Raw genomic sequence first — 16917 nt, forward strand, 5'->3', positions numbered from 1 at the left:
TCGCGGGCTCCCTGCGAGCCCTCTCACCGCTCTGACGGGCGGCGGCGGGGAGATGTGACCGATCGGGGCGAACGGCTTCAGTCCTCTTCCAGCTCCCCCTCCGTCTCCAGGTAGATCTCCCGGAGGCGTTCGAGGACGGCGGGGTCGGGCTTGGACCAGAGGCCGCGGGACTCGGCTTCGAGGAGGCGCTCGGTGATGCCGTGGAGGGCCCAGGGGTTGGCCTCCTGGAGGAACTCGCGGTTCTCCTGGTCCAGGACGTACGTCTCCGTGAGCTTGTCGTACATCCAGTCGGCGACCACGCCCGTGGTCGCGTCGTAGCCGAAGAGGTAGTCGACGGTGGCGGCGAGTTCGAAGGCGCCCTTGTAGCCGTGGCGGCGCATCGCCTCGATCCACTTGGGGTTCACGACCCGCGCGCGGAAGACGCGGCTCGTCTCCTCGACCAGGGTGCGGGTGCGGACCGTCTCGGGGCGGGTGGAGTCGCCGATGTACGCCTCGGGGGCCGTGCCGCGCAGGGCGCGGACCGTGGCGACCATGCCGCCGTGGTACTGGAAGTAGTCGTCGGAGTCGGCGATGTCGTGCTCGCGGGTGTCGGTGTTCTTCGCCGCGACCGCGATGCGCTTGTACGCCGTCTCCATGTCCTCGCGGGCCTGGCGGCCTTCGAGTCCGCGACCGTACGCGTAGCCGCCCCAGACCGTGTAGACCTCCGCCAGGTCGGCGTCGGTGCGCCAGTCGCGGGAGTCGATGAGCTGGAGGAGGCCCGCGCCGTACGTGCCGGGGCGGGAGCCGAAGATACGGGTCGTCGCGCGGCGTTCGTCGCCGTGCTCGGCGAGGTCGGCCTGGGCGTGGGCCCGTACGAAGTTCCGGTCGGCCGGCTCGTCCAGGGACGCCGCCAGGCGTACGGCGTCGTCCAGCAGGCCGATCGTGTGCGGGAACGCGTCGCGGAAGAAGCCCGAGATGCGCAGCGTCACGTCGATACGCGGACGGCCGAGTTCCGCAAGCGGTACCGGCTCCAGGCCCGTCACGCGGCGTGAGGCGTCGTCCCAGACCGGGCGGACGCCCAGCAGCGCGAGGGCCTCGGCGACGTCGTCGCCCGCCGTGCGCATCGCGCTGGTGCCCCAGAGGGAGAGGCCGACGGACGTGGGCCACTCTCCCCCAGCCTCCGGCCGGGGGGACCCCCAGTTGTCCGCGCGGTACCGCTCCAGGAGGGAGTCCGCGAGGGCCTGGCCCGTCTCCCAGGCGAGGCGGGAGGGCACGGCCTTGGGGTCGACGGAGTAGAAGTTGCGGCCCGTCGGGAGGACGTTGACCAGGCCGCGGAGCGGGGAGCCGGAGGGGCCCGCGGGGACGAAGCCGCCGTTCAGCGCCCGTACGGTGTGGTCGAGTTCGGCCGTGGTCGCCGTCAGGCGGGGGACGACCTCGCGGGCCGCGAACTCCAGGATCGCCCTGACCTCGTCACCATGGGAGGAGGGCAGCGCGGAGAGGTCCCAGTCCGCGTCGTCCATCGCCTGGACCAGGGCCCGCGCCGTCTCCTCGGCCTCGTCCGCCGTCGTACGGGTCGCCGCCGACTCGTCGAGGCCCAGCGCCTCGCGCAGGCCGGGGAGGGCCTGCGTGCCGCCCCAGATCTGGCGGGCGCGGAGGATCGCGAGGACGAGGTTGACGCGGTCCCCGCCGCTCGGCGCCGTGCCGAGGACGTGGAGGCCGTCGCGGATCTGCGCGTCCTTGACCTCGCAGAGCCAGCCGTCGACGTGCAGCAGGAAGTCGTCGAAGCCGTCGTCGTCGGGGCGGTCCTCCAGGCCGAGGTCGTGGTCGAGCTTGGCGGCCTGGATGAGGGTCCAGATCTGGGCCCGGATGGCGGGGAGCTTGGCCGGGTCCATCGAGCTGATCTGGGCGTACTCGTCGAGGAGCTGTTCGAGCCGGGCGATGTCGCCGTACGAGTCGGCGCGGGCCATCGGCGGGACCAGGTGGTCGATCAGCGTGGCGTGGACGCGGCGCTTGGCCTGGGTGCCCTCGCCCGGGTCGTTGACCAGGAAGGGGTAGACGAGGGGCAGGTCGCCGAGCGCGGCGTCGGGGGCGCAGGCGGCGGAGAGGCCCGCGTTCTTGCCCGGCAGCCACTCCAGGTTGCCGTGCTTGCCCAGGTGGATCATGGCGTCGGCGCCGAAGCCCCGCTCCCGCTCGGGCGCGGCGATCCAGCGGTAGGCCGCCAGGTAGTGGTGGGACGGCGGGAGATCCGGGTCGTGGTAGATCGCGATCGGGTTCTCGCCGAAGCCGCGCGGCGGCTGGATGAGGATGAGCAGATTGCCGTGGCGCAGGGCGGCGAGGACGATGTCGCCGTCCGGGTTCCGGCTGCGGTCGACGAACATCTCGCCGGGCGGCGGGCCCCAGTGCTCCTCGACGGACTCGCGCAGCTCCCGCGGCAGCGTCACGTACCAGCGGCGGTAGTCGGCGGCCGGGATACGGACGGGGTTACGGGCCAACTGCTCCTCGGTCAGCCAGTCCTGGTCGTGGCCGCCCGCCTCGATGAGCGCGCGGATCAGCTCGTCGCCGTCGCCGGAGGCGAGCCCCGGGATCTCCGCGTCCCCGAAGTCGTACCCCTCCTCGATCAGCCGCCGCAGCAGGGCGACGGCGCTCGCGGGGGTGTCGAGGCCGACCGCGTTGCCGATGCGGGAGTGCTTGGTCGGGTACGCGGACAGGACGAGCGCGAGGCGCTTGTCGGCCGCCGGGATGTGGCGCAGGCGGGCGTGCCGGACCGCGATCCCGGCCACGCGGGCGGCGCGCTCCGGGTCGGCGGCGTACGCCGGGAGGCCGTCCTCGTCGATCTCCTTGAAGGAGAACGGGACGGTGATCAGGCGGCCGTCGAACTCCGGGACCGCGATCTGGCTCGCGGCGTCGAGCGGCGAGACGCCCTCGTCATTCGCCTCCCAGTCGGCGCGGGAGGAGGTGAGGCAGAGTGCCTGGAGGATCGGGACGTCCAGTTCGGCCAGCGCGCCCGCGTCCCAGGACTCGTCGTCGCCGCCCGCGGAGGCCTCGGCCGGGCGGCTGCCGCCCGCCGCGAGGACGGTGGTGACGATCGCGTCGGCCCCGCGCAGCTCCTCGATCAGCTCGGGCTCGGGGGCGCGCAGCGAGGCGACGTACAGCGGACGGGCCCGGCCGCCCGCGCGGTTGATCTCGTCGCACAGCGCGTGGACGAACGCGGTGTTGCCGCTCATGTGGTGCGCCCGGTAGTAGAGCACCGCGACCAGCGGGAAGTCCGGCTGCGTGCCCGGCAGCGGCAGGTGGTCCAGCGGGCCCCAGGTCGGCGCGGGGGCCGGGGGCTCGAAGCCGTGGCCGGTGAGGAGGACGGTGTCGGAGAGGAAGCGGGCGAGCTGGGCGAGGTTGGCGGGGCCGCCGTGCGCGAGGTAGGCGTGGGCCTCGGCTGCGATACCGACGGGGACCGTGGAGGCGGTCATCAACTGGGCGTCGGGGGCCTGTTCGCCGGTGAGCACGACGACCGGGAGGCCGGTCGCGGTGAGCTGGTCGAGCCCCTCCTGCCAGGCGCGGACGCCGCCCAGCAGGCGGACGACGACGAGTTCGACGCCGTCGAGGAGGGCGGGCAGCTCGTCGAGGGAGAGGCGGGAGGGGTTCGCGAAGCGGTAGGCCACGGGGCTGTCGGCCGCGCTCGCGGTGTCCGCGGTGTCCGCGGTGTCCGCCGCGCTCGCGGATTCCGCCGAGTTCGCCTCAGGTGCCGCGTTCGCCGCGTTCGCCGCGTTCGTCACGTTCGACGCGTGGGCCGCGTTCGCCGCGCGTGCGCTGAGCAGGTCGGTGTCGGACGTCGACAGGAGCAGGAGCATGCGTCGTCTGGCCTTCCTCGGGGTGTCCGCGCCCCGGGTGGTGTTTGGGGTATCCCCTGCTCGAAGAGCTCGGGGAAGGCAGGAGTTCCTGGCTCGCCCCCGCGGAGGGGGCTCACAGTGGCGGGACCGCGCCGGACTCGCACCGGCTTCCTCCCCTGTCGCCGTCGCCGGCGATGACGGACCGGGTGGCCCGCCGAGAAGCATCGTAAGGGCCGATCGCCGGGAGTGGGTGGCCAGCGCCCCTAGGTATGCTCGCCGCCATGTCCACGCCCTCCAGCAGCTCACCGGCCACGCCGCCCGCGGCGCGTACCGGCGGTGACGCCTGCCCCGGCGCGCTGCGGCTGCACGCGGCGGACGACGGGGCGCTGGCGCGCGTACGGGTCCCCGGCGGCGTGCTCACCGTCCGGCAGGCCGGGGCCCTCGCCGAGGCCGCCCGGCGGCTCGGCGACGGAGTGCTGCATCTCACGTCGCGCGGCAACGTCCAGCTCCGCGGCCTCGCGGGCGGCGACGCCTGCGGCACGGAGCTGGCCGCGCGCCTCGACGCCGCGGGCCTGCTCCCCTCGTACGCCCACGAGCGCGTACGGAACATCGTCGCGTCCCCCCTCTCCGGCCTCGACGAACGGGGCGTGAGGGACGTACGGCCGTGGCTCACCGGGCTCGACGCGCTGCTGTGCGGCAGCGCGACGGCCGCCGCGCTCTCCGGCCGCTTCCTCTTCGCGCTCGACGACGGCCGCGGGGACGTCGCGTCGCTCGGGCCCGATGTGACGGTACGGGCGGCGGAGGACGGGCGGCACGCGCTCATCTCCCCCGGCACGCCCGCCGCTCGCCTGCGGGTCCCGTACGAGGACGCGCCCCTGGCCGCGCTGACCGCCGCCGAGACCTTCGTGGAGGCGGCACGCGCGCAGGGCGGCCGGGTGTGGCGGGTGGCCGAACTGCGGCTCGATCCGGACGCGTTGACCCGTACGGTCGCGGAGCGGCTCCCGGACGCCGAGGTCGTGTCCGGGACCGCCGCCGCTCCCCTCGCGGAGGGCCCGGCGCCCGGCCGCCATCCGCGCGCCCTCTCCGCGCACGCGCCCTTCGGGCGCCTCTCCTCCGCGCAGTGGCGGGAGTTGACGGCCGTCGCCGCCGATGCCGGGTCGGGCGAGCTGCGGCTGACGCCCTGGCGCGGGGCCGTCGTCCCCGTGCCCGGCGTCTCCGACGCGCACGCCGAGGAGCTGCTCGCGCGGCTCGCCGCGACCGGGCTGATCACCGATCCCGCCTCGCCCTGGCCCGGCGTCAGCGCCTGCGTCGGCCGGCCGGGCTGCGCCAAGTCCCTCGCGGACGTACGGGCCGACGCGGAACGGGCCCTGGGCCAGGGCGCGTACGCGCTGCCCGTCCACTGGTCCGGCTGCGAGCGGCGCTGCGGGCACCCGCCCGGCGACCGGACGGACGTGGTCGCCGCCGGGGACGGGACGTACCGCGTCTCCGTCGTGAGCGACGGCACGGCCACCCCCGTATCCACCTTCCCGATCCCGTGAGTGAGAGCAGAGTGTTCGACTACGAGAAGGACGGCGCGGCGATCTACCGCGAGTCCTTTGCCACCATCCGCGCGGAGGCGGACCTCGCGGGACTGCCCGCCGACGTCAGCCAGGTCGCGGTCCGGATGATCCACGCCTGCGGCATGGTCGACCTCGTGCGCGACCTCGCGTACACGCCGGACGTGGTGGCGCGCGCCCGTAAGGCGCTGCGCGCCGGGGCGCCGATCCTGTGCGACGCGCAGATGGTCGCCTCCGGCGTCACCCGCAAGCGGCTGCCCGCCGACAACGAGGTGATCTGCACGCTCTCCGACCCGTCCGTGCCCGCGCTCGCCGCCGAGCTGGGCACGACGCGCTCCGCCGCCGCGCTCGAACTCTGGCGCGACCGGATGGACGGCGCGGTCGTGGCCGTCGGGAACGCGCCGACCGCGCTGTTCCGGCTGCTGGAGATGATCGAGGAAGGCGGGAAGGGGGCCCCGCGCCCGGCCGCCGTCATCGGTGTGCCCGTCGGCTTCGTCGGCGCCGCCGAGTCCAAGGACGCGCTCGCCGCGCACCCCTCAGGCCTGGAGCACCTGGTCGTACGCGGCCGCCGCGGCGGCTCCGCGATGGCGGCCGGTGCCCTCAACGCGATCGCGAGCGAGGAAGAATGAGCACCACCACGGAACCCGGCAAGCTGTTCGGCGTCGGGCTCGGGCCCGGCGACCCGTCGCTGATGACCGTCCGCGCCGTGGAGGTCATCACGGGAGCCGACGTCGTCGCGTACCACAGCGCCCGGCACGGCCGGTCGATCGCGCGCTCGATCGCCGCGCGGCATCTGCGCGAGGACCACATCGAGGAGCGGCTGGTCTACCCGGTCACGACCGAGATCACCGACCATCCGGGCGGCTACCAGGGCGCGATGGACGAGTTCTACGAGGAGGCGTCGGCCCGGCTCGCCGCGCACCTCGACGCGGGGCGCACGGTCGCGATCCTCGCCGCGGGCGACCCGCTCTTCTACGGCTCGTACATGCACATGCACAAGCGGCTCGCGCACCGGTACGAGACCGAGGTGATCCCCGGCGTCACCTCCGTCAGCGCGGCCTCCGCCCGGCTCGGCACCCCGCTGTGCGAGGGCGAGGAGGTGCTGACGGTGCTGCCGGGCACGCTGCCCGAGGAGGAACTGACCGCGCGCCTGGCGGCGACGGACGCGGCGGTCGTGATGAAGCTGGGGCGCACGTTCGGCAAGGTGCGCACGGCGCTGGAGCGTTCGGGGCGGCTGGACGAGGCGCGGTACGTCGAGCGCGCGACGATGGAGGGCGAGCGTACGGGCGCCTTCGCGGACGTCGATCCGGACTCGGTGCCGTACTTCTCGGTGGCGGTGCTGCCGAGCCGCGTCGACGCGGAGCCCGTACGGCGGGAGCGCGGCGAGGACGGTGAGCGCGGCGAGGACGGCGAGCACGGCGAGGACGGCGAGCACGGCGAGGACGGTGAGCGCGGCGAGGACGGTGAGCGCGGCGAGGTCGTGGTCGTCGGCACCGGGCCCGCCGGGCCGCTGTGGCTGACGCCCGAGACGCGGGGCGCGCTCGCCGCCGCCGACGACCTGGTGGGCTACACGACGTATCTGGACCGGGTGCCGCACCGCCCGGGGCAGGCCCGGCACGGCTCGGACAACAAGGTCGAGGCCGAGCGCGCCGAGTTCGCGCTCGACCTGGCCCGGCGCGGACGCCGCGTGGCCGTGGTCTCGGGCGGTGACCCGGGCGTCTTCGCGATGGCGACGGCCGTGCTGGAGGCAGCCGCGCAGGAGCCGTACGCGGAGGTCCCGGTGCGGGTCCTGCCGGGCGTGACCGCCGCGAACGCCGCCGCCGCGCGCGCCGGTGCGCCCCTCGGGCACGACTACGCGACGGTCTCGCTCTCCGACCGCCTCAAGCCCTGGGAGGTCATCGCGGAACGGCTGCGCGCCGCCGCCTCGGCCGACCTGGTGCTCGCGCTCTACAACCCGGGCTCGCGCAGCCGCACCTGGCAGGTCGGCAAGGCCCGCGAGCTGCTGCTGGAGTTCCGCGCGCCCGACACCCCGGTGGTGCTGGCGCGGGACGTCGGCGGGGAGGGCGAGCGCGTGCGGATCGTACGGCTGGCCGAACTCGACCCGGCGGACGTGGACATGCGCACGATCCTGCTCGTCGGCTCTTCGCAGACGCGCACGGTCCGGCGCGGGAACGGCGAGGAGATCGTCTGGACGCCCCGCCGCTACCCGGAGTGAACCCCGGGGGACTGGGCCCTGCCCCTGACCCACTCGGCCGCCGCGTCCGGGTCCCGTACGACGGGGACGCCCTCGGGCGCGGACGGCCTGCGCACCACGACCACCGGCAGCCCGGCCTCGCGCGCCGCCGTGAGCTTGGGCGCCGTGGCAGTACCGCCGCTGTCCTTGGTCACGACGACGTCGATACGGTGCCGCCGCAGCAGCTCCCGTTCGCCGTCGAGCGTGAACGGGCCCCGGTCGAGCAGCACCTCCATGCGCGGCGGGCACGGGCCCTCCGGCGGCTCGACGGACCGTACGAGGAACCACGGGGTCTCCAGCCCCGAGAAGACGGCCAGCCCCATGCGCCCGGTCGTCAGGAAGACCCGGTGCCCCAGCATGGGCAGCACCCGCGCCGCCTCCTCCAGGGAACCGGCGTCGTGCCAGTCGTCGCCCTCGCCGGGGACCCAGCCGGGGCGGCGCAGCGCCAGCAGGGGAACATGTGCCATGGCGGCGGCCTCCGCCGCGTGGAAACTGATCGTCCCGGCGAAAGGGTGGGTGGCGTCGATGAGCGCGTCCACACGCTGCTCGCGCAGCCACCCGGCCAGCCCTCCGGACCCGCCGAAGCCGCCGACGCGCACCTCGCCCGGGGGCAGGCGGGGGCTCGCGACACGGCCCGCGAGCGAGCTGGTGAGGCGCAGGCCCGGCGCGGGGTGCAGCAGCTCGGCGACGCGGCGGGCCTCGGTCGTTCCTCCGAGTATCAGTACGTGCACGGCGATCGGTTTCCCTGGTGAGTGAGACGGACGCGGCCAAGGGCGGGCGCGGCGCTCAACTCAAGCACACCGGGCTGCGCCCCGGGTGGACGACCGGTGCCTGCGCGACGGCGGCGACGACCGCGGCGTACACGGCGCTGCTCGCGGGCGACTTCCCCGACCCCGTCACGATCACCTTGCCCAAGGGCCAGACGCCGTCGTTCGCGCTGGCGGCGGAGGAGCTGGCCGCCGACTCCTCGTACGCCATGGCCGGGATCGTGAAGGACGCGGGCGACGACCCGGACGTCACGCACGGCGCGCTCGTCCGCTCGACGGTACGGGCGCTGCCGCCGGGCTCGGGCGTCGCCTTCCGCGCGGGCCCGGGCGTGGGAACGGTGACGCGCGCGGGGCTCCCCCTCGCCGTCGGGGAGCCCGCGATCAATCCGGTGCCGAGGGAGATGATGCGCGAGCATGTGGCGCGGGTCGCGCGGGCGTACGGGCGCGAGACGGCCGACGTCGAGATCACGCTCTCCGTCGACCACGGCGAGGAGATCGCCCGTTCCACGTGGAACGGGCGCCTCGGCATCCTCGGCGGCCTCTCGATCCTCGGGACGACGGGGATCGTGGTCCCCTACTCCTGCTCCGCGTGGATCGACTCGATCCGGCGCGGCGTCGACGTCGCGCGCGCGGCGGGGCGCACGCATGTCGCGGGGTGCACGGGTTCGACATCGGAGCGGACCGTCGTCGCCGAGTACGGGCTGCCGGAGGACGCGCTGCTCGACATGGGGGACTTCGCGGGGGCCGTCCTCAAGTACGTGCGCCGCCACCCCGTCGACCGGCTCACGGTCTGCGGAGGCTTCGCCAAGCTGTCGAAACTGGCCGCGGGCCATCTCGACCTGCACTCGGCGCGCTCCCAGGTGGACAAGGGCTTCCTGGCGGACCTCGCCCGGCGGGGCGGCGCGGGCGAGGCCCTGGCGGCGGAGGTGGCCGGGGCCAACACCGGCCTCGCGGCCCTCCAGCTCTGCGCCGCGGCGGGCGTCCCGCTGGGGGACCTCGTGGCCGAGAGGGCCCGCGACGAGGCACTGGCGGTGCTGCGCGGGGCCCCGGTGGCGGTCGACGTGATCTGCATCGACAGAGCGGGCACGGTGGTGGGCCGCAGCGCGGTGCGGTAACGAGTCGATCAAGGTTCAACCCTCGTCCACCTGGAGCACCACGCACCGTGCATCATACGTTCGACTTCCGGAAGCCCGGAATGTCTTCTACGACATCCCTTCTACGAAAAGCGAGGCAGCGTGAGGCTCCGCACGACATTCGGCAGGACAGCAACCAGGTTCACGGCGATCGGTGCGGCAGCACTGGCGATCGTCGGCGTCACCGCGACGAGCGCTGCGGCGGGGGACAGCGTCTCGGTGGAAGGCGCGTACGGAGCGGCGACCTTCTACGACAAGGGCGACCTCTTCGCCGCCTACGACCTCCATGCCGACGGGCGCAGCGTCCAGGCGAAGCTGAAGGTGCCGTACCGGGGCAAGACCTACAGCGTCCGGGCCTCCGGGGCGGGCGACGAGGCGAGGATGAACCTGAACCTGGCGGAAGGCGCCACCGTCTACCTGAAGATGTGCTACGTGGACAACGGCACCGCCGACTGCGGCTCCTGGCACAAGGGCGTCGCCTGATCCCGGGCCCGAGGCGTCGGCAGCCGGGACGCCTCGGGCCCCTCAGTGCCGCTGCCGGTCCGCCGAGTACAGGTAGCTGTCCCCGAACTGCTCGGCACCCAGCGTCCGCCCGACCATGATCACGGCCGTACGCAGCACACCGGACGCGGCCACCTGCCCGGCGATGTCCCGGAGAGCACCCCGGAGGATCAGCTCGTTCTCGCGGCTCGCGTAGGCGACGACCGCCGCCGGGCAGTCAGCCCCGTAGTGGGGCGTCAGCTCCTCGACCACGCGGTCCACGTGCCGCGCCGCGAGGTGCAGGACCAGCAGCGCACCGCTCCGGCCCAGTGTGGCGAGGTCCTCGCCCTCCGGCATCGCCGTGGCCTGGTGCGCGACGCGCGTGAGGATCACGGTCTGGCCGACGGTCGGCACCGTCAGCTCCCGCTTCAGTGAGGCCGCCGCCGCGGCGAACGCGGGGACGCCCGGCACCATCTCGTACGGCACGCCCGCCGCGTCGAGGCGCCGCATCTGCTCGGCGACCGCGCTGTAGACGGACGGGTCGCCCGAGTGCAGCCGGGCCACGTCGTGGCCCGCCTCGTGCGCGGCGACCATCTCGGCGGTGATCGCGTCGAGGTCCATCCGCGCGGTGTCCACCAGCCTCGCCCCGTCCGGGCATTCGGCGAGCAGCTCGCCGGGGACGAGGCTGCCCGCGTAGAGACAGACCTGGCAGGCGGCGAGCGTACGGGCGCCGCGCAGCGTGATCAGGTCGGCGGCGCCCGGTCCGGCGCCGATGAAGTGCACGGTCATGTCAGGTCTCCTTCGTGACGGACCACTGCGTGACCGGCATCGCCTGGCGCCAGCCGGTGAAGCCGCCGACGGGGACGGCGTGGGCGACGGCGAGCCGGGTCAGTTCGCCGCCGTGCCGCGCGCGCCGGTCGGCGAGCAGCGCCTCGGACTCCAGCGTCACGGTGTTGGCGACGAGCCGGCCGCCGGGCGCGAGCGCCGCCCAGCAGGCGTCGAGGAGGCCGGGCGCGGTGAGGCCGCCGCCGACGAAGACGGCGTCGGGCGCGGGGAGCCCGGCCAGGGCGTGCGGGGCCTCGCCCGCGACGGTCCTGAGCCCCGGTACGCCGAGGCGCTCCGCGTTGCGGTCGATGCGCGCGGCGCGCTCGGGGTCGCGCTCCACGCTCACCGCGCGGCAGCTCGGATGCGTCCGCATCCACTCGACGGCGATCGAGCCGGAGCCGCCGCCGACGTCCCAGAGGAGTTCGCCGGGCGCGGGCGCGAGCGCGGCGAGGGTCGCGGCCCGTACATGGCGCTTGGTGAGCTGCCCGTCGTGCTCGTACGCCTCGTCGGGCAGGCCGGGAGCCGCGCCCAGGCGGAGGGCGCCGGGGGCGCGGCGGCACTCGACGGCGAGGACGTTGAGGGGGTCGCCGGGCGGCGCCGTCCAGTCGTCGGCCACGCCCTCGTACGTCCGCTCGCGCGGCCCGCCGAGCTGTTCGAGGACGCGCAGGCGGCTCGGCCCGAAGCCGCGGTCGCGCAGCAGCGCGGCGACCTCGGCGGGCGTCGCGGCGCCCGCGCTGAGCACGAGCAGCCGCCGCCCGTCGTGCAGCGCGGCGGCGAGCCGGGCCGTGGGGCGGCCGACGGCCGTGACGACCTCGGTGTCCTCCTGCGGCCAGCCGAGCCGGGCGCAGGCGTACGCGACGGAGGACGGGTGCGGCAGCACGCGCAGCGCGCCGGGCCCCAGCTCCTCGGCCAGGGCGCGGCCGATCCCGTGGAAGAAGGGGTCGCCGCTGGCCAGTACGGCGATACGGCGTCCGGCGTGCACGGCGAGCAGCCCGGGGACGGCGGGGCGCAGCGGCGAGGGCCAGGCGACGCGTTCGCCCGCGCACTCGGGCGCGGGGGGCAGCAGGTCGAGCTGGCGCGGGCCGCCGATGAGCACCTCGGCGTCCCTCAGCGCGGTACGGGCGGCGTCCGGGAGCCCCTCCCACCCGTCGGCGCCGACGCCGACGACGGTCACGCGGGAGGCGCGGAAGGCAGGGTTCTCGGAGGTCACAGGGGCGCACTCTACTGGGGGCCCGCGCGGCGCCCGCCGTCGTACCCTTTATTGCGTACCACTTGCAATAGCGGATGTATGGCAAGAGTAGGGAGGGGCGGTGCCGTGAACGGGTCCTCCGTGGTGGTGCTCGGGATCGAGTCGTCCTGCGACGAGACGGGCGCGGGGCTCGTGCGGGACGGGCGGCTGCTCGGGCACGCGGTCGCGTCGAGCATGGACGAGCACGCCCGCTTCGGCGGCGTCGTGCCGGAGATCGCGGCCCGCGCGCACGTGCACGCGCTGCGGCCCGTCGTCGGGCGGGCGCTCGACGAGGCGGGGCTGCGGATGACGGACATCGGCGCCGTCGCCGTGACGGCGGGCCCGGGGCTCGCGGGCGCGCTCCAGGTCGGGCTCGCGGGCGCGAAAGGGCTGGCCTACGGGCTGGGCGTCCCGCTGTACGGGGTGCACCACCTCGCCGGGCACGTCGCCGCCGACACCCTCGCGCACGGGCCGCTGCCCGACCCCTGCGTGGTGCTGATCGTCTCCGGCGGCCACACCTCGCTCCTGCTCGTACGGGACCTCGCGCGCGACCCCGTCGTCCACCTCGGGGACACGCGGGACGACGCGGCGGGCGAGTGCTTCGACAAGGTCGCGCGGGTCTTCGGGCTGCCGTACCCGGGCGGGCCCGCGATCGACCGTGCCGCGCGGGACGGGGACCCGCGCGCGGTCGCCTTCCCGCGCCCCCTCACCGGGCCGCGCGACGATCCGTACGCCTTCTCCTTCTCGGGCCTGAAGACGGCGGCGGCGCGCTGGGCCGAGTCGTACGGCGGTCGTCCGCTGCCCGTCGCCGACGGCGCCGCCTCGCTCCAGGAGGCCGTCGCCGACGTGCTGACCCGCAAGGCGGTGGCGGCGTGCCTCGCGTACGGGGTGGACACGCTGGTCGTCGTCGGCGGCGTCGCCGCGAACTCGCGCGTGCGGTCCCTCTGCGAGGAGCGGTGTGCGGACGCCGGGATCCTTCTCCGCGTACCGCCGTTGCGGCTGTGCACGGACAACGGCGCGATGATCGCCGCCGTCGGCGACCTCCTCGTACGAGCGGGGGCCGCCCCTGCGCCCCTCGACCTGACGGTCGGTCCGTCGGCGCCGCTTGAGCTTGCCCTTTTGCAGCCTCGGGGCTGGACAGGGGCTGCCCCTGACCGCGCGTTCCAGACTGCGGGTGCTTCGTAGTCGCTCGCGCAGTTCCCCGCGCCCCTAGGCCTCAACTACCGGAGCCCCCTTATGCGTACCGCCGAAATCCGTCAGCGTTTTCTCGACTTCTTCTCCTCGCGCGGGCACGCGCTCGTGCCGAGTGCGCCTCTGCCGACGCCCGATCCCACGTTGCTGTTCGTCAACGCGGGGATGGTGCCGTTCAAGCCGTATCTGACCGGCGAGGCCGCGGCGCCCTGGGCGCGGGCGGCGAGTGTGCAGAAGTGTGTGCGGACCCTCGACATCGAGGAGGTCGGGCGGACGACGCGGCACGGCTCGTTCTTCCAGATGTGCGGCAACTTCTCCTTCGGGGACTACTTCAAGGAGGAGGCGATCCGGTTCGCCTGGGAGCTGTCCACCACCCCCGTCGCCGAGGGCGGGTACGGGCTGGACCCGGGCCGGATCTGGGTCACTGTCCACCACTCCGACGACGAGGCCCGCGCCCTGTGGCGGCGGATCGCGGAGCTGCCGGACGCGCGGATCGTGGCGCGCGGCGACGAGGACAACTTCTGGTCGATGGGCGTCCCGGGGCCGTGCGGGCCCTGCTCCGAGTTGTACTACGACCGGGGTCCGGCGTACGGCGAGGCGGGCGGCCCGGCGGTGGACGAGGACCGGTACATGGAGTTCTGGAACCTCGTCTTCATGCAGTACGAGCGCGGCGAGGGGACCGGCAAGTCCGGCTATCCGGTCCTCGGCGAGCTGCCGCGCCGCAACATCGACACCGGCATGGGCCTGGAGCGCATGGCGACCCTCCTCCAGGGCGTCGACAACCTGTACGAGACCGACGAGACCCGGCCCGTCCTGGACCGCGCCGCCGCGCTCGCCGGGGTGCGGTACGGGGACGAGGAGCAGGCGGACGTCCGCCTGCGGGTCGTCGCCGACCACGTCCGTACGGCCCTGATGCTGCTCGCCGACGGCACCGCGCCCGGCAACGAGGGGCGGGGCTATGTGCTGCGCCGCATCCTGCGCCGCGCCGTCCGCTCGATGCGCCAGCTCGGGTACGAGGACGCGGCGCTCGGCGAGCTGCTGGCCGTCGCGCGCGACCGCATGGTGGACAGCTACCCGGAGATCGCCGACGCCTACGAGCGGATCGCCGCGCGGGCGGGGGCCGAGGAGGACGCGTTCCGGGCGACGCTGCGGCAGGGGACGGCCGTCCTCGACACCGCCGTCGGGCGCGTCAAGGAGGAGGGAGGGCGCCAACTGCCCGGCGCCCAGGCCTTCCTGCTGCACGACACCTACGGCTTCCCGCTCGACCTCACCCTGGAGATGGCCGCCGAGCAGGGCGTCGAGGTCGACCGCGAGGGGTTCGCCGCGCTGATGCGGGAGCAGCGGGAGCGGGCGCGGGCCGACGCGCGGGCGCGCAAGTCGGGCGGTACGGCCGACACCTCGGCCCTCCGCGCCGTCCTGGACGCGCACGGGCCGACGGACTGGCGCGCCTGGGACACGCTCACCACCGAGTCCCGCGTCCTCGCCCTGCTGGGCCCCGCCGGTCCCGTACCGGCGGCGGAGGAGGGCGAGATCGTGACGGCGGTGCTCGACCGTACGCCGTTCTACGCCGAGTCCGGCGGACAGGAGAGCGACGCGGGCACGTTGTCGGGCGCCTCCGTGGAGGCCGAGGTGCTGGACGTGCAGCGGCCGTTGCCCGGGGTGGTCGCGCACCGGGTCCGGATCACGGCGGGCGCGCTCGCGCCCGGCGGGAGCGTGCACGCGGCCGTCGACCCCGAGTGGCGGCTCGGCGCGCGCCAGGCGCACTCCGGTACGCACGTGCTGCACGCCGCGCTGCGCGAGATTCTCGGCCCGACGGCGCTCCAGTCCGGCTCGTACAACCGGCCCGGCTATCTGCGCCTGGACTTCCCCTGGCGCGGCGCCCTGTCCCCGGCGGTGCGCTCCGAGGTCGAGGAGGCCGCGAACCGGGCGCTGCGCCGCGATCTGCCGGTCGGCGTGCGGTGGATGACGCTGCCGGAGGCGAAGGAGCTGGGCGCGCTGGCGCTGTTCGACGAGACGTACGGCGAGAAGGTGCGGGTCGTGGAGATCGGCGGCGCCTGGTCGCGCGAGCTGTGCGGCGGTACGCACGTGGAGCACGCCTCGCAGGTCGGGACGGTGGCGCTGACCTCCGAGTCCTCGGTCGGCGCGGGCATGCGCCGGCTGGAGGCGGCCGTCGGCGTCGAGGGCTTCGGGTATCTCGCGCGCGAGCGCGACCTGGTGACGCGGATCGCCGAGCAGCTCGGGGCGCCGCGCGCCGAACTCCCGGACCGGATCGCCGGGCTGCTCGACCGGCTCAAGGCGGCCGACCGCGAGAATCAGCGGCTGCGGCAGCACGCCACCGACGCGCGCGCCGCAGAACTCGCCCGCGCGGCCGAGCCGGTGGACGGCGTCGTCACGGTCACGGCCACCTCCGAGGAGGCGGGCGGCACCGACGACGCCCGCGCGCTCGCGACCGCCGTGCGCGACCGGCTGCCCGCGCGCGCCCCCGGCATCGTCGCGGTCGGCGCCCCCGCGGGGGAGCGGGCCGTCGTGGTGATCGCCGTCAACCGGGCGGCACGGGAGGCGGGTCACGACGCGGGCGCGCTGGTGCGGCGGCTGCTCGACGGGCGCGGCGGCGGCTCCCCCGGGCTGGCCCAGGGCGGCGGCGTGCCCGCGGCGCGGCTCGCGGAACTGCTGGCCCGGGTGCCCCGCCTGACCGCCCCGTCCCACTGAACGCGGGGGCGCCGCGCGTGACGCCCGTACGCCGCGCGCAGCGCCCGACGCGCCACAACTGACCGATTACGGGCCGGGCCCGGCCGCTCTAGCGTCGTGACATGTCCTCCAAAGACGTACAGGCGATCGAGCAAGCCAACGCGTCGGGCCGCGCCCCGATCGTGTTCGTGCACGGGCTCTGGCTGCTCGCCGGGAGCTGGACGCCCTGGGCCGCGCACGCCGAGGCGGCGGGCTACGCGCCCGTCCCGCTGACGTGGCCGGACGAGCCGGAGACCGTACGGGAGGCGCGGGCGAAACCGGAGGTGTTCGCGCGCAAGAGCGTGGGCGCGGTCGCGGACCACCTCGCGGAGCTGATCGGGCGGCTGGAGCGCAGGCCCGCCCTCGTCGGGCACAACTTCGGCGGGGTCCTCGTCCAGATCCTCGCGGGGCGCGGCCTGTCGGCGGCCACGGTCGCGATCGGCCCGGAGCCGTTCCGCGGGGTGCTGACACTGCCGCTCTCCTCGCTGCGCGCGTCGATGCCGGTGCTGGGCAGCCCGTTCAACAGGCGCCGTGCCGTGCCGCTGACGTTCCCGCAGTTCCGCTACGCCTTCGCGAACGCGGTGAGCGAGGAGGAGGCCCGCGAGCTGTACGACACCTTCGCCGTGCCCGCCTCCGGCGTCCCCCTCTTCCAGCAGGCGGGGGCCAACCTCAACCCCCGTACCGACCTGCGGGTGGACACCCGCAACCCCGACCGGGGCCCGCTGCTGATCCTCGCGGGCGAGAAGGACACCTCGATCCCCTGGGCGCTGGCCCACGCCGCCCACCGGCGGCAGAAGCGGAACGCGGGCGTCACCGAGATCACGGAGATGCCGGGGCGCGGCCACTCGCTCGTCATCGACAGCGGCTGGAAGGACGTCGCCGACGCCGCGCTCGCGTTCGTACGCCGCCACGTACCGGCGGGACCGGCAGGACCGGCGGAAACGGGTCCATGAGTTGCCGAGGGGCGGGGGCGG

The 16917-nt window shown here is 75.1% G+C and carries 12 protein-coding genes and 1 riboswitch; of the genes, 8 read left to right on the plus strand and 4 right to left on the minus strand.

Annotation, left to right across the window (positions count from 1 at the left end; translation table 11 throughout):
* Positions 1–77 precede the first annotated feature (77 nt).
* Entirely contained in the window at positions 78–3824 is a 3747-nt protein-coding gene (cobN, locus tag ABD343_RS03625) for a cobaltochelatase subunit CobN (protein ID WP_344523838.1), read from the minus strand.
* Between the two features lie 82 nt (positions 3825–3906).
* A riboswitch (cobalamin riboswitch) is annotated at positions 3907–3977 on the minus strand.
* A 107-nt stretch (positions 3978–4084) separates the two neighbouring features.
* Here cobN and cobG point away from each other — a divergent pair.
* From cobG to ABD343_RS03640, 3 genes are read left to right on the plus strand one after another with little or no spacing between them, the layout of a single operon-like run.
* On the plus strand, positions 4085–5341 hold the full coding sequence (cobG, locus tag ABD343_RS03630) for a precorrin-3B synthase (RefSeq protein ID WP_344523840.1): 1257 nt from the start codon (positions 4085–4087) through the stop codon (positions 5339–5341).
* A gap of 11 nt (positions 5342–5352) precedes the next feature.
* Complete coding sequence (locus tag ABD343_RS03635; RefSeq protein WP_344524373.1) at positions 5353–5988, plus strand: precorrin-8X methylmutase; 636 nt, start codon at positions 5353–5355, stop codon at positions 5986–5988.
* Positions 5985–7574 (plus strand): precorrin-2 C(20)-methyltransferase, encoded by a 1590-nt coding sequence (locus ABD343_RS03640; RefSeq protein ID WP_344523842.1) that lies wholly within the window; start codon positions 5985–5987, stop codon positions 7572–7574. The genes ABD343_RS03635 and ABD343_RS03640 overlap by 4 nt, the downstream gene beginning before the upstream one ends.
* Here the strand turns inward: ABD343_RS03640 and ABD343_RS03645 are convergent.
* Entirely contained in the window at positions 7562–8323 is a 762-nt protein-coding gene (locus tag ABD343_RS03645) for a cobalt-precorrin-6A reductase (RefSeq protein ID WP_344523844.1), read from the minus strand. The genes ABD343_RS03640 and ABD343_RS03645 overlap by 13 nt on opposite strands.
* 17 nt (positions 8324–8340) lie before the next feature.
* Here ABD343_RS03645 and ABD343_RS03650 point away from each other — a divergent pair, with 17 nt between their 5' ends.
* Entirely contained in the window at positions 8341–9474 is a 1134-nt protein-coding gene (locus ABD343_RS03650; protein WP_344523846.1) for a cobalt-precorrin-5B (C(1))-methyltransferase, read from the plus strand.
* A 120-nt stretch (positions 9475–9594) separates the two neighbouring features.
* Positions 9595–9975 (plus strand): hypothetical protein, encoded by a 381-nt coding sequence (locus ABD343_RS03655; RefSeq protein WP_344523848.1) that lies wholly within the window; start codon positions 9595–9597, stop codon positions 9973–9975.
* 42 nt (positions 9976–10017) lie between these two features.
* Here the strand turns inward: ABD343_RS03655 and cobM are convergent, their stop codons facing one another.
* Both cobM and cbiE read right to left on the minus strand, forming a co-directional pair.
* On the minus strand, positions 10018–10761 hold the full coding sequence (gene cobM, locus ABD343_RS03660) for a precorrin-4 C(11)-methyltransferase (protein WP_344523850.1): 744 nt from the start codon (positions 10759–10761) through the stop codon (positions 10018–10020).
* A gap of 1 nt (position 10762) precedes the next feature.
* On the minus strand, positions 10763–12007 hold the full coding sequence (cbiE, locus tag ABD343_RS03665) for a precorrin-6y C5,15-methyltransferase (decarboxylating) subunit CbiE (protein ID WP_344523852.1): 1245 nt from the start codon (positions 12005–12007) through the stop codon (positions 10763–10765).
* 105 nt (positions 12008–12112) lie between these two features.
* Here cbiE and tsaD point away from each other — a divergent pair, with 105 nt between their 5' ends.
* The 3 genes from tsaD (at position 12113) to ABD343_RS03680 (ending at position 16896) form a co-directional block, all read left to right on the plus strand.
* Positions 12113–13210, plus strand: a complete 1098-nt coding sequence (tsaD, locus tag ABD343_RS03670) for a tRNA (adenosine(37)-N6)-threonylcarbamoyltransferase complex transferase subunit TsaD (RefSeq protein WP_425578088.1) — start codon at positions 12113–12115, stop codon at positions 13208–13210.
* Positions 13211–13261: 51 nt separating this feature from the next.
* Positions 13262–15925 (plus strand): alanine--tRNA ligase, encoded by a 2664-nt coding sequence (alaS, locus tag ABD343_RS03675; RefSeq protein ID WP_344523855.1) that lies wholly within the window; start codon positions 13262–13264, stop codon positions 15923–15925.
* 101 nt (positions 15926–16026) lie between these two features.
* Positions 16027–16896, plus strand: a complete 870-nt coding sequence (locus tag ABD343_RS03680; protein WP_344523857.1) for an alpha/beta fold hydrolase — start codon at positions 16027–16029, stop codon at positions 16894–16896.
* Positions 16897–16917: the final 21 nt, after the last annotated feature.

Source organism: Streptomyces albiaxialis, assembly GCF_039530985.1.
Taxonomy (GTDB): domain Bacteria; phylum Actinomycetota; class Actinomycetes; order Streptomycetales; family Streptomycetaceae; genus Streptomyces; species Streptomyces albiaxialis.